The sequence below is a fragment of the Bacillus cereus group sp. MG16 genome (assembly GCF_040459875.1).
Classification (GTDB): Bacteria; Bacillota; Bacilli; order Bacillales; family Bacillaceae_G; genus Bacillus_A; species Bacillus_A paranthracis.
On record NZ_JARVHE010000002.1, the window covers coordinates 263,232 to 276,066 of the forward strand.

Genomic DNA, 12,835 nt, shown 5'->3' on the forward strand with positions numbered 1-12,835 from the left:
AAGTGAACGTTTTATAATATTCGTTTTTTCTTTTTATGACCTGGAATAATCAACTCTCTAATTCGCTCGTTTATTTCATCTTGTAATATATTAAAGATTTTAATAAGTTCTGTACGCTCATTCTCCATCACTATATGTTTAGGGTTATTGTTAATAACTCGCATTATTTGTTCTTCTACATTGTCGATATCAAATTGGGGGAGTTCATTATTAGGATCTAACCCTATATTCATATATTTTTCAAAAGCTTTTTCAATAGGCAGTAAACACTCTGAGCGTTTAACAGGTATTTCACCAGCCTCTGGATCATATTCAATATGTTCAACCAAAATCTCACAATAAATTTCAGGTTTTACATGAGAATGTACTAGTAGATAATACAAATTATTGCTCATTAATACATCGTAAAGTTTTGAACCCTTCATCATAAATTCTATATTTCCTACTTCTTCCTCGTAATCCGTTTTTTCTATATATTTATTAATGACTTCACATATAGAATTAGATGCTATTCCATCTAAGCTTTTTTTTATTTTATTTATATTATTTTCTTTTTCTAATATTTTATTTATTTTCTGTTTCCAATCTTCCTCAAGTGCATCAAATATATATCCGTTTTTAACTGCCTTTATCCCACTAAAATCCAAAGGTTGAGTAGAAAATGGTTTTAGATTACGATAATTATTGATATCATTAATTATCGGTTTATAGCTCTCATTAACAATAAGTGACCTTTGACTATGTTCTAGTGCCCCTTTAGCAATCTTTATTGATCTAACACCAATAAAAATCGCTACCACAATCGAGACTAAACCAATCCAATTGCTAACTCCTATATCTTTTATATTTTCTAGCATTTTCTTTGCACCTTTTATCCCTTCCCTTTTATAGGCTTTCTATAATAAGTTCATTACCTCTTGTCTCTCTATCCACTTATCCAGTTTATTTTTTGTGTCATCATTTAATCGTTTTCTTTTACCGGATAACATCCTTGAAAGTGTTGAATAAGAAATATCAATTTCTTTCGCTAACTCACGAATACTTTTATTATTCTTCTCTTTATATGTGTTCATCTTTTCAATATAGAACTCAATACTATTAGGTATTTCTTGATTTGGTATACTTATTGGCTTCTCTTCAATTACTGGTGGCTGTTCTTCTATCTCAATGACCAATGGTGCCTGCTGCTTACTTTTCTTAGTAATCAACTCTTGTTGTAATTTAACAAGCTCATTTGTAGGAGAAATAATTACTTTTAATTTTAACCAATAATTCTCAAACCAGTTTTTCCCCTTACATTTCTCTTCATCAATCTCAGGAGAGTACTTCCATTCCTTAATAACTTGGTCCCTCATAAGATCATCTAACGTCTTTTCGAAAACTTGTCTTATGAGGCTTGGTTTTCTATTCATACTAATCTCCATTACTTGCAATAACCCTTTAGGGCCACCAATACTATATGAATGTGTTAGATGTTGATATGATTGTTGAATACGCCAACGCCAACTTAGATATCTGGTTAATCGTTTGTGATATCTTTGTTGCTTGCTATTATACTCAAGTGCTTTCTTAGATAATAAGCCTGTTAATTTTTCAGATCCATAGAGATATTTTGATAAAAAGCTCCCTGGAGTAACATTCATACTCTCTATTCCTAATGTTTTACCCGTATCAATGTCTTTTGCAATAATAATTTCATCCATTACAAATAGCCTTCTAATTCTTTGCTTTTTATAAGCTAAGGTTTCATTGGGATCCTCTTCATTTAAAATTACAATCTCATTATCTTCATTGACATAAATAAAAATACTAGCAAGAGCAGCTAAACGCTCCATAATCTTTAATCTGTCCTCTTTTCGATAATAAGCCTTAACATTTTTGATTTGCTTCATATTACACATATCTAATATCCGTTCATAATGTACAGGCACAATAGTCTTATCATTTTCCGCACTCCTTACCCATAGTTCTGTAACAATATCGAGGCAGTCCTCCGTCAAATCATCCATTACTCGTGTTAAAAAAGTTGGATCAATCAGTGTATTCCATCTTTTTAACTCTTCTCTTTGTAATTCATATCACCATCATTGTGTGATGATACTACCACTAGACTATTTTGTTTATCCTGCAATTGAGCAATACGTACATTCTTATCTTGGTCATCTGTAAACTTATTCTTAGCAATAGTGTCTGATAAATGGTACATAAACCCTACATTACTTCGCTCTATGTAATCACTCTTAGCCTCTGTATCTAAAGGTAATTCTTTTGCGACAACAGGCAATTTAATCCCAAATTCCATATATAAATCGTCTTTTAGACATTCAAAAATTTCTCCCTTATAATTATCTAATTTTGGAAGAATGTCTATCGCCGATAATCCTAAAGCTTCCTTTTTAGAAACCCATTTCACTAGTCTTTCGAAAGTCTGTGACGAATAAGTTGAGTTGTATATCCTCTGTAGATCTCTTTCTACATCTTGATAGAATTGTTGCCACTTATTTAAAACTCTTTCACTTCCCTCAACACCAGTAAGTAGAGGGTACGCTATATATAAAGTGTTTTGAAATAGTACGTTTAACTTTTCCACTAATAATTCTCCTAATTGCTTCTAATACAATTATATCAATTGATACTAATCATTCATACCATTCTAATTAGAGTTTCGATAGAATATATTTTTATTGAGCATTCAATAAGGATTCCTATTGTTTAGATACCGAAAAAATAATGAAGAATTAATGTCCTGTTGCAAATTGAAGTTACTTATTGCATGAATATGATTTCAATATATAATTATATTGATATAGGGAGGAATAGGAGAAAGATATATGCTGAAAAGATTAAATAAATTTATGTTTGTTTTACCTGTAATTTGGTTTGTATTACTTATTGTATTGGGTTCATTTTTACTTGTGATGCCATTAGATTTATTTTTGCCACCGATAAAACAACATCCGATAAAGGAAGATCCCGCTATTATACAGATTTTAGTAGGAGTATTTGCGGCACCTGTATATGAAACAGTAATTTTTCAGGTGTTTTTATTTTGGGTATTAAGATGTATTCCTTTTATTAAAGAGCGTGTTTATCTTATTATTTTAATAGCATCAATTATATTCGGATTAAGTCATTCAGATGGTATTACTTATATAGTCGTTACAGCAATAATTGGAGTATTATATAACTATGCTTATTGGGTATATCAAAAAAAGAATGAAAAAGTTGAAATTACAATATCTGCTTTTTGGATTGTTGTTTTGATTCACTCACTACATAACGCTATTGTTTTTATAGCATTACATCTATAAATGTTAAAAAAATAATTAGTTCTATTAGTAGTGGATTTTAAGCCAATGCTTGAGAGAAAACTAGATTATTAATGAGGTAAGAAGTATAGAACTAAAGCTTTTTCTATGCTTCTTTTTTATGTAAATTTATATTCAAGAATTTCCTTTCGTATTTTTAATAGCCAAAACACACTAAATTTTTATAAGTTTACAAAATTTGTTTTTCACTAATTAGAAGTTACACACGCAACATCTTTTCCATCTTGCGTACCTTTCCTGCAAAACATGCAACACTTTTCCCATGTTACGTACTCTTTTACTAAAACAAGCAACATTCTTCCCATGTTGCGTACTTATTTTTCGCAACAAGCAACACCTAATATTTAAATTATTTAATTTTATATCGAAAAGAAGCAACATTTTTTCCAAGTCGCGTACCGAAATTCATCTCCCACCTATCGTCGGGCTACGCCCTTCACACGCTTGAGGAATGAAAATTCTTTCGGGAAATACGTTAAATTTATAAGAAAATTTCACTTGTTAGTATTCCATTTCTAAAAGTCTCTGATATATCCTTTGCCCCCTATTTCATATGAATATCTAGCCTCCTTTAAAGGATACAATTCAAAATTCATAATAAAAATAAACAAATCCTCCATATGGAGATTAGTCAGGAAAAATGATTGAGAGTTTGAGGATTCTTTTAAATTTAATTGTATTTCATCCATGATAAATAACATTCCCACTAATAAGTAACACGTTATATAACAAAATCACTAAAGGAATCTCCTTCCCCCTATCGAATTATTGTAGAGGAAAGGAGAGGAATACATGGAAATTCTAGGGTTAGACCCTCGTGCATTAGCGACTTTAGGTGCAATTGAATACACCAATCGTCGCAATAAATTAATTGAAGACTCGGAGAATAACATATACGAGTGTAAAGAAATAAAAGAAATACTCCAATCACTCCCTAAAGAGAAGCAGATTGAGGTTCTTGAGAATCAAGCTCACTTTGAAGCTGTGGCAAAGATGATTGAACAAAACAATTTAATTCTTTTAGAACAGATGAAAGCTCTACAGCTAATTCAGAAATAACAAACTTATGATTAATTAATTCTACATACGCTTCCATAAATAATGTATCTTTATTTATACCATCAGCCTCTGTTTGTACAGGGGCTTTTGTTATGCTCTTGTTCATGTTTTGAATTTGTATAGTCTCTTTCACATGTATGAATAGATCTTCTAATAAACCTGGTGTAGACTCTAACTCTTGTTTTTCTATTTCCTCTGTTACAGCACTTATAAACTCCCATAGTACCTTTGCACCTAATAGTTCTGCTAATCGTTTTTCACGCATTTCAAATGTTTTCATGTTCATGTAAATCCCCCTATAATTTATATATAATGATAAAAACATTATAATTTTATGTAAAATTGCCTAATACATTTTCTAAGCTTACATTTCTAAAAAATCACTACAGCATCTTAAAAGTCTAACATTATTCAACACACTTCGTGTTGTTCCGAATCAAAAAAAATTATTTGGACTGTAACACCATAGAAATTAGCTAATTTTATTTTTATATTATCTCGTGGGATTCTCTGTCCATTTTCATACATCTGTAATGTACTAATACTGATTCCCACTGCTTTTGCCACCTCTTCTCTAGATCTTCCATTTCTTAAGTTAATTAGATTTTCAGCTACTCTTTCATAATTCATACATTCTCACCCCTAAAACCACATTTCGTGTTGTTAATTAAAATATAAACCGCACAATTTGTGTTGTCAATAGATTATAATTATCAACTTTTAAAAATTTTAATTATTTAACACATAATGTGTTAATATATTATCAGGTGATAGAATGAAAACGTTTGGAAATATAATTCGTGATTTAAGAAAACAAAAAGGCATTACACAAAAAGAACTTGCCCAATCACTTCAACTAAGTGAAAGTACAATTGGTATGTATGAACGCAATGAACGTCAACCTGATTACAATACCTTGATACGTATAGCAGATTACTTTAATGTGTCTACTGATTTTCTTCTAGGGCGAGATTTTAATGTTAAAGAGGACAGAAACAATAAAGAACTAGATCAATGGTTAAATGATATAAAACTTGCTCCATCCCAAAAGCGTGAAGAATTAAAACGTTTTTGGAATTTTATAATGCAAGAAGAAAACTAATAAATTAAACCCCACCTTGACAAGGTGGAGGTCTTAAGTTCGAGGCCAGTAGGGTTCATAATTGTAGAAACCGTGTCAAATTAACGTTTGATGCGGTTTTTATTTGTTTACTTTCATACTTTATAACACCAGTGGTCACAGAATTGGTCACATTCCCTACAAAATCTGTTCTATTTTGTTAACAGCATATTCTTACACCGTTGGCAGCAGTACATGTTAATAAGTGTCTAATGTGATTTTGATATTACTATGTCCTAGTCGCTCGGAAATCACTCTCACATTCACACCTTTAGCCAATAACAAAGTTGCATATGTATGACGTGAATTATGAAATCAAATCTTTGGCACAGCCGCTTTCTTAATCAAAGCATTTAAACTTCTTCTAACATTAGCAGGATTAATTAGCGTTCCAAAAGGATTACACATCACCAATTCATTGTCTTAGTATTCCTCACCTTGACTCAGCTTCTCTTTCAATACGACTGCTATATATATTTCTTTAGCTTTGCAACTGTTGATACATGAAAGATTGATCCCTACTTAATCTTTTCAATCTATAAAAATTTATATACATTATTCCCTTTTAATTCTAATATACTGATATTACAATTTTATTATTAATAATTTATAACAGGAGATGAAAAGATGAAAGGACTTGAATTTTCAACTAGCTAGCCTATTATTCTTTTGGATAAAAGGTAGGGTAGACGTTGATAATAGGTTTGTAAAAACCAATTTATCCAACACATTATTAGGATTTATTCCTGCTGGTAAAGACCAACAAAACATTCCTCTAAAAAATATTTCTGGAGCTATGTTATCTACCAAGTATTTTTTCAAACCAATTATTTTAGGAATTCTAATCTTCTTATTTGGATTAGGTACTTTGAGTGATAGTTTTATTGGTGGATTAATTTTTCTATTAATAGGTATTGGAATTGCAGGTAGCGGCATTCAAACAATATTAAGAATTGAAAAAGCAGGAACACCTTATCATATTAGTGTCCCATTCTTTGAAAAAGAAAAAATGCAATTATTAAATGATATTATACACAATGCTTTAGCAGATGACACAGACAAAACAGATTTAAATTTATTTTTCGATAAAAAATCACAGTAAATATTATTATATTTAAAATAAAACCTTATAATCGAATTATATTAATTAATTCGATTATAAGGTTTTTAAATTTATCCCACTAACAAGTTTTTCTCATATGAATAGCATGTACTTGCTTATAATCCAAAACGTTTTTTATACGTAACAGTATATAAGAGCTGACACTTTACTCTATATAGAAATTAAATATAAGCTGCTTTAAAAGCTTGTTGGACAGCTTGTACTTCAGATGAATTTCTACCATATAAGTTTGTTGCTACACGAATACAACCCTCTTTTAATTCTTTAAAGTCAAAAATCATATTTAATTCATCTGTATTCGCATAATAGAAGATATCAAACATCTTATCTTCTCCAACACCTTGGACATTTACGCCATTGTGATTAACACCACTAGCTATCAGGTAACCTACCTTCACCTCCATTTTTATCCTATGAGAATAGATGTTTTCAATATCTATTAAATATAATCTTTATAGTTACACTTCTATTTAATTATCGGGAATAGATAGTATGCAATTTTACATGTGTATCCCTTATTAAATATTCTAGACATCTCGCTTTCTTAGCTTTATTTTTTTTAATGTGTACAATTTGTTAAACATACAAGAAACGTTTCCTGCTTTATGACGGGAAACGTTTCACATATTATTAACCTAAAAACCTAAAATTTCTACAATCTGACGAGCTTTAGTATTATCTATATAATAATGCATCTCTAATCCCTTTCTTTCTGCACGAAGTACGGTTCTCCTTAATTTTGATAGATGCTGTGAAACAGTAGATTGTGGGAGTTTTAATATTTCCGTTAACTGCGTAACATTACACATTTTATGGTGCATTAATTCACTTACAATTTGTAATCGAACTGGATGTGCCATTACTTTTAAAACATCTACGTCTTCTTCGCGGATTTCAACTAGATCTTTATCAGTTACTACTGTTTTCATTTCGCATTCTCCTTTATTATTAATTTCTATTTTTCTTATTATCCTTATAAATAGTACTTATAGATGATTACGATTTGTCCTGTTGAGAAAATATTTTTTCTTCTTAAAACAAAAAGGACATCTATCCTGAAAACAGTTTTTTTACATAACATTAATCTATGATTAACACGATTTACTAAATAAAAGCACTTCTCCTACCCTTTGGTTAAAGCAAATAAAAAATTCTGCTTTTGCCTTCCTTTCCTGAAAAATTGATAAGCAGTATCTCCTATCTCACACTCTACAAAATAATCATTTTATTTCTCAACATGGATACCTGGAATTAAAATACCAAAAATGGTAATATAGAGTCACCTTCAGTTGTCAATTGTGTCCCTTTTTTGAAAGCCCTGTCTATAATGACAAGGCTTTTTAATTTTTCTAACCTAAGATATCCTTTATATTTCGTTTTTTAGTTAACCCTAATAATATGTATGCCTCTTTTAATGTAATTAAGTCTCTTTTACACTTCTCCATTTAGAGATGCTAAATTAACAAATGTCTATTAAAAATTCATTAGACCCTCATACTACAATCATTATCCAAAACCAAAATAATACAAACGAATAAAATGCGTTTTATCACTTTTACTTCTCCGAATTAGTTTATCACCTAATTTTAAATGTATAATCCCAAAATAATTATTAGAAACACCTTTTATAAGAAGAGCTATTTTTCTGTAAAATTTGGTTTACGAATGCTAATTTATCCCCATTTAAATCTCTTTTATAGTAAAAATTGATCTTATGCACAATCTAATTAATAAACTGTGGTATAACGGGTATAGAAATTAATTTTAATTTTAAATAAAAAGAAGAGTTAATTTTTGATTAACTCTTCTTTTTGCAATTTCCTGCTAGCTACTAGCAATTAATTCACGAAAATGCTCTTCTCTATTTTCTTTTATAAACTTCATCTTTTCTATTTTTCCTACTCAAATTAGCTCCTAAACGTTACATTTTTCATACAATACTGATTCCCAACAGTACTATATGGAATAACTAAACATTATCTTATATACTCTATTAAAAATTAAAGGGATTCACTATTGCCATCATTAGTTTACTTCTTTCCATAATGACAATGCAAAAATCCAATTTGGATCCCCATTCCCTTGATAACTCTGAACTGCCTCATACACCTTATCCTCATGAACTACTCTATCTCCTGCTTTATACGCTTTACGCGCATCCCATTGTTCATAAGAGTTTTCTTGTCCTTTTGTAGTAACTGTGATGGCATCACTTTTCATTGATTCATTACCAGATGTATCGACAGCAGATACTACATACTTATATGCTGTATTCGCTTGCAAATCTTTGTCCATAAATGAAGTTGTATTAGCAGTACCTATTTCTTTCATGGCCCCTCCAACTTCTCTGTATACAATATAATGGCTCACATCTACATTATCCTCCGATGGACTCCACATTAAATCAATACTACTCGTAGTAGTTCCCATACTGTGTAATCCTTTAGGTTGAGTTGGTGCTTCTGTATCTGGTTTTTCCTCTGTTGTTTTAATAACTAATGCTTCACTTTTCTCAGATATATTTCCTGCAGCATCTACTGCTCTTACTGTATACGTATATTCTGTGTTTGGGTTTAATTTTTTATCAATTACACTTGTACCGACTACAGTATTAATTAGTTCTCCATTACGTAGCACTTGATATTCTTTCACTCCTACATTGTCTGTTGCGGGTTTCCAATTAAGTTCTACACTATTTGAGGTAGTTTTTACTACTTGTAGTCCAGATGGCTGAGCTGGTGCTTCTGTATCTGGTTTTTCATCATTTATTAGATTCACATCGATTACATTATAGAAAGCGTTTACAGTATCAGCTACATCCCAAACAGCTAAAATAACATGGTACCCACTGCGATCAGTTGGTACATTGATTTTATGTGATAAATTATTAGATGCTTTAGAACCATCGTGCTTTACAGTACCAATTGGCTCAAAATCTGCTCTTGTTAAAGGGTTATTTGGATTCCATCCCTTTTTCGTGATGTAATAGTGCCATTGACTTGTTGAATGAGGAGCTGTGTATTTCCAAGTAAAGGTGTTTTCTCCGCCTTTAATCGTATTCTTAAACCATCGATCAGCTGTTTGTTGATCAAGAATCCCACCAAACAGGCCTCCTGCTGAAGCAATTTTCCCGTCTGCTGGTCCACCCTGTGGGAATCCTTTAGGAGCTTCTAAACTTTGTGGTTCATACATTATATTTCCACAATTTGAATTTAGCGCCCCATAATTTTGACTGCATAAAGCTGCACGGCTACCTGGCTTTTCAACAAACCCATGTGCATAGGCATTTTGAGGAATAAGAGTTGTACTCATAATTCCCACTGCTACTGCAGCAGCACTTAATCCTTTTTTATTTGTAGCCATTTTTCTAAACTGCCCTAAAATTTTTTTATTCATACTACTAGTCCCCTCCTATTGAATTTCTTACTATATTAAGAGCATGAATGTAAGTGAAGGCTAAACACGTATAACTAAAATTAACAATTGAATACAAAACCTTATAATTTCATACTCAATTATTCATTTACCTTTATCACATTCAAATAACCCTATAGTTAAATTATCGCATATCAATTTATTAAACTCGCACAAAAATTATGACAGTTATTGGACTTTTTCCTGTAGCTCTCTTTTGTCTTAAAAGTTCTTCTTACTGTAATTTTAGAGCAACAAACATATTTCCTCTTACATTTACCTATAGGAATTTAAGAAATAAATAATTTAAAAGGAAAAATAAAAATATTACACCAATAAATTTCCATTTATTTCTTTTTGTTGGTTTCCCAGCATGTAGTATATAAAAAAACAAGGCAATACATGCCATCGTAAATAAAAAAATTTGATAATAATCCATCATCCGTATTCCCCCTCTATCAAAAAAATAAGAAGCCTCTTTTTGAGAGACTTCTTATTTTTTATACAAACGACATACATAGGTTAAATATACACAATAAGATTAGGATGTTGAACCTTATTGCAGCTTTATTATAGCATATAATCATTTAATTTTGTTTAATAATTCCATATTATACAACTTTATCAACATTTGAATGTTTATTTACATTATATACAATGCACGATAGAAAACAACAAAATATTTACTTATAGAACCAACGTATATAAAAACCAGCCACCATCTCATTCATAGTTTTGAAAAATTGTCCTCTCCTTCTTTAAGAATACTTTAAACTTCGGATAGATTACCCTATATCGACACCTTATGTATGCAGAATTACATATCAAATCTCATTGAAAATCATTCTCATTGTAACTATAATGGTTTCAAGGAGTGATATTTTCACTCCGGTTTCAAATCTCACAGTATATTAAAGGAGGAACTAGCATTATGAAAAAAGTTATTTTAGCAGGGGCATTAGGAATTGCAGTACTATCAGGTATGAACTTACCAGGAGCAGAGGCACCTAAAGCGAGTGCGGCAACTACAAATTTAGATATTCAAGAAGTTACAAAATATTACTCTATGAGTTCCTATGAAGTTTCTCAAAAAGAATCATTTAATCTTAATAAAGGGGAAGAGCTTACAGTCTTTGTACAAAATTCAGGGTTCCCAATTTCTTATACAGTCTTTGATGCAGATAATCAAGTAATTGGCACATACAATGCTAATTCACCATACGGTCGCGTCTTCAAAGCACAAAAAGATGGTAATATTTCCGTTCAATTTCAAGCAGGAGTAAATTCTTCTTACATGAAGAAAATGAATTACACAGCTAAATTTGCAGTGTCTAAACTAAACCAACAATAAAAAATTGAACAGCCCTCTTTAAAAGCAAATTAAAAAGGTATATCCCTTGAATGGGATATACCTTTAACTTTAGTGAATTTTATATTGACCAGATAACTGCTCTTGCGCCATACGAACTAAACGTTTTGTAATTTCTCCACCTACTGAACCATTTGCTCTTGCTGTTGAATCCGGTCCAAGTGTAACACCAAACTCCTGAGCAATTTCATATTTCATTTGTTCAATTGCACTTGCTGCAGCTGCTATTAAAATTTCGTTTGAATTATTATTTTCGCGAATTTGCATTTTTTAAACACCTCCGTTGAATTTGGTAATATCATGCTCTATTACCAACAAAATATGCAAAAAAATTATTTAGCCATTATATACCTAAGCTTTCATCCCTCTTTAGAAAATAGTAATCACTTGAAAGGCATATAAGATATGGCTTTCTTTTTTATATAGAATTTATAACTTAACTTCAAAAGGTCGTTATTTATAATTACATTTACCCAACAATATTTTCGAACTTTTCCATCGTATTACTAATTTCAGTTTGATTATTAATCACTTCTCTTTGCAATTTTTCAGTCACATTCCTAACAATAGTTACACCATTTGTGATACTCTCTACATTTAAATTTATTTTTTTTATTGCACCATCAACATTACTGGCCAATCTTCTTACCTCTTCTGCTACTACTGCAAATCCACGTCCATGTTCTCCTACTCTTGCCGCTTCAATTGCTGCATTTAAAGATAAAATATTAGTTTGGGAAGAAATGTCCTTAATCATTTGAGCGATTTCACTGACTAAATTAATCTGTTCTTTTAAAGATTGTAACGCTTTCATATTTTCCTTAGAATTAATGTCTACCTTACTTCCTAAATCAACAGATAAATTCTTTAAATGTGAAACAACTTCTCTTGTTTGATTTTCACGATTTGTAATATCTGTTGCAATTTTTAGTACAGCATCTACTACTCCTTGTTCATTTTTAATTGGAATATAGGTAGCCTCAAACCAAGTTAAATTGCCTTTTTTATCAACTCTCTGAATTTTCTTTTGAAACTTAATTCCCTTTTTTAAATTCTCCCATAACTGATTATATTCACTACTATTTACAAAATTATGGGGACAAAATTGTTTATGTACCATGTTCTTCATTTCACTGATTGTATAACCCAAAGCTTGCGCAAAGTGATCATTTACCCAAATTACCTCTGTATCTAAGTTAAATTCTATCATTGCTAGATTGGATTCCAGTCCTACCAAAATCATTGTTTGATCTAATACCTGAGTGCTTCCACTTGATGAAATATTCATAATAAGACTCTCCCTTTATATCATTTATACTAATTATAAAGATTTATAAATATAAATGCAACTATAAAAGGACCTACTTGTATATGACAAGAAATAGGTCCTTTTATGATTTAAATTTTAAAAACACAAAAAC

Annotated in this window: 11 protein-coding genes and 4 pseudogenes; 4 read left to right on the forward strand and 11 right to left on the reverse strand. The window is 30.7% G+C overall.

Annotated features, from left to right (window positions below; translation table 11 throughout):
- Window positions 1-11: 11 nt before the first annotated feature.
- On the reverse strand, window positions 12-857 hold the full coding sequence (locus QCI73_RS29015; protein WP_000892295.1) for a hypothetical protein: 846 nt from the start codon (window positions 855-857) through the stop codon (window positions 12-14).
- 39 nt (window positions 858-896) lie between these two features.
- Window positions 897-2,590, reverse strand: a pseudogene (locus QCI73_RS29020) (helix-turn-helix domain-containing protein).
- A 241-nt stretch (window positions 2,591-2,831) separates the two neighbouring features.
- Between QCI73_RS29020 and QCI73_RS29025 the strand changes: the two are divergent.
- Window positions 2,832-3,311: a CPBP family intramembrane glutamic endopeptidase gene (locus QCI73_RS29025; protein ID WP_000919812.1), complete on the forward strand. Its 480-nt coding sequence runs from the start codon at window positions 2,832-2,834 to the stop codon at window positions 3,309-3,311.
- A 952-nt stretch (window positions 3,312-4,263) separates the two neighbouring features.
- Here the strand turns inward: QCI73_RS29025 and QCI73_RS29030 are convergent.
- Complete coding sequence (locus tag QCI73_RS29030) at window positions 4,264-4,674, reverse strand: hypothetical protein (RefSeq protein WP_001056459.1); 411 nt, start codon at window positions 4,672-4,674, stop codon at window positions 4,264-4,266.
- Window positions 4,675-4,799: 125 nt separating this feature from the next.
- On the reverse strand, window positions 4,800-5,018 hold the full coding sequence (locus QCI73_RS29035) for a helix-turn-helix transcriptional regulator (RefSeq protein ID WP_001105579.1): 219 nt from the start codon (window positions 5,016-5,018) through the stop codon (window positions 4,800-4,802).
- Window positions 5,019-5,163: 145 nt separating this feature from the next.
- On the opposite strand from QCI73_RS29035, the gene QCI73_RS29040 reads away from it, so the two are divergent.
- On the forward strand, window positions 5,164-5,490 hold the full coding sequence (locus tag QCI73_RS29040) for a helix-turn-helix domain-containing protein (protein WP_000846665.1): 327 nt from the start codon (window positions 5,164-5,166) through the stop codon (window positions 5,488-5,490).
- Between the two features lie 216 nt (window positions 5,491-5,706).
- Here the strand turns inward: QCI73_RS29040 and QCI73_RS29045 are convergent.
- A pseudogene (locus QCI73_RS29045) lies at window positions 5,707-6,008 on the reverse strand (tyrosine-type recombinase/integrase); the annotation flags it as partial.
- A gap of 137 nt (window positions 6,009-6,145) precedes the next feature.
- Here QCI73_RS29045 and QCI73_RS29050 point away from each other — a divergent pair.
- Window positions 6,146-6,610: a hypothetical protein gene (locus QCI73_RS29050; RefSeq protein WP_002163793.1), complete on the forward strand. Its 465-nt coding sequence runs from the start codon at window positions 6,146-6,148 to the stop codon at window positions 6,608-6,610.
- Window positions 6,611-6,792: 182 nt separating this feature from the next.
- Here QCI73_RS29050 and QCI73_RS29055 read toward each other — a convergent pair.
- From QCI73_RS29055 to QCI73_RS29065, 3 genes and pseudogenes are all read right to left on the reverse strand, one after another.
- Window positions 6,793-7,026 (reverse strand): annotated as a pseudogene (locus QCI73_RS29055) (M4 family metallopeptidase); the annotation flags it as partial.
- 240 nt (window positions 7,027-7,266) lie between these two features.
- Entirely contained in the window at window positions 7,267-7,560 is a 294-nt protein-coding gene (locus QCI73_RS29060; RefSeq protein WP_000860322.1) for an ArsR/SmtB family transcription factor, read from the reverse strand.
- 1,096 nt (window positions 7,561-8,656) lie between these two features.
- Complete coding sequence (locus tag QCI73_RS29065; RefSeq protein WP_001035089.1) at window positions 8,657-10,027, reverse strand: lytic polysaccharide monooxygenase; 1,371 nt, start codon at window positions 10,025-10,027, stop codon at window positions 8,657-8,659.
- 949 nt (window positions 10,028-10,976) lie between these two features.
- Between QCI73_RS29065 and QCI73_RS29070 the strand changes: the two genes are divergently transcribed.
- Complete coding sequence (locus QCI73_RS29070) at window positions 10,977-11,396, forward strand: hypothetical protein (RefSeq protein WP_000755783.1); 420 nt, start codon at window positions 10,977-10,979, stop codon at window positions 11,394-11,396.
- Between the two features lie 69 nt (window positions 11,397-11,465).
- Here QCI73_RS29070 and QCI73_RS29075 read toward each other — a convergent pair whose 3' ends face one another.
- The 3 genes and pseudogenes from QCI73_RS29075 to QCI73_RS30920 all read right to left on the reverse strand — a co-directional run.
- Window positions 11,466-11,681 carry an alpha/beta-type small acid-soluble spore protein gene (locus QCI73_RS29075; protein ID WP_001167047.1) on the reverse strand — a complete coding sequence of 72 codons (216 nt, stop codon included), beginning with the start codon at window positions 11,679-11,681 and terminating at the stop codon, window positions 11,466-11,468.
- Window positions 11,682-11,883: 202 nt separating this feature from the next.
- Entirely contained in the window at window positions 11,884-12,327 is a 444-nt protein-coding gene (locus QCI73_RS30915; protein ID WP_373452618.1) for a methyl-accepting chemotaxis protein, read from the reverse strand.
- Window positions 12,310-12,702: pseudogene (locus tag QCI73_RS30920) on the reverse strand (PAS domain-containing protein); the annotation flags it as partial. The pseudogene QCI73_RS30920 and the gene QCI73_RS30915, both read right to left, overlap by 18 nt.
- Window positions 12,703-12,835: the final 133 nt, after the last annotated feature.

What these genes read in the sequence shown, in the direction of transcription:
- QCI73_RS29070 (WP_000755783.1), top strand. Translation starts at nt 10,977, where the DNA reads ATGAAAAAAGTTATTTTAGCAGGGGCATTAGGAATTGCAGTACTATCA.
- QCI73_RS29015 (WP_000892295.1), bottom strand. Translation starts at nt 857, where the DNA reads ATGCTAGAAAATATAAAAGATATAGGAGTTAGCAATTGGATTGGTTTA.
- QCI73_RS29030 (WP_001056459.1), bottom strand. Translation starts at nt 4,674, where the DNA reads ATGAACATGAAAACATTTGAAATGCGTGAAAAACGATTAGCAGAACTA.
- QCI73_RS29035 (WP_001105579.1), bottom strand. Translation starts at nt 5,018, where the DNA reads ATGAATTATGAAAGAGTAGCTGAAAATCTAATTAACTTAAGAAATGGA.
- QCI73_RS29065 (WP_001035089.1), bottom strand. Translation starts at nt 10,027, where the DNA reads ATGAATAAAAAAATTTTAGGGCAGTTTAGAAAAATGGCTACAAATAAA.
- QCI73_RS29025 (WP_000919812.1), top strand. Translation starts at nt 2,832, where the DNA reads ATGCTGAAAAGATTAAATAAATTTATGTTTGTTTTACCTGTAATTTGG.
- QCI73_RS29060 (WP_000860322.1), bottom strand. Translation starts at nt 7,560, where the DNA reads ATGAAAACAGTAGTAACTGATAAAGATCTAGTTGAAATCCGCGAAGAA.
- QCI73_RS29075 (WP_001167047.1), bottom strand. Translation starts at nt 11,681, where the DNA reads ATGCAAATTCGCGAAAATAATAATTCAAACGAAATTTTAATAGCAGCT.
- QCI73_RS29040 (WP_000846665.1), top strand. Translation starts at nt 5,164, where the DNA reads ATGAAAACGTTTGGAAATATAATTCGTGATTTAAGAAAACAAAAAGGC.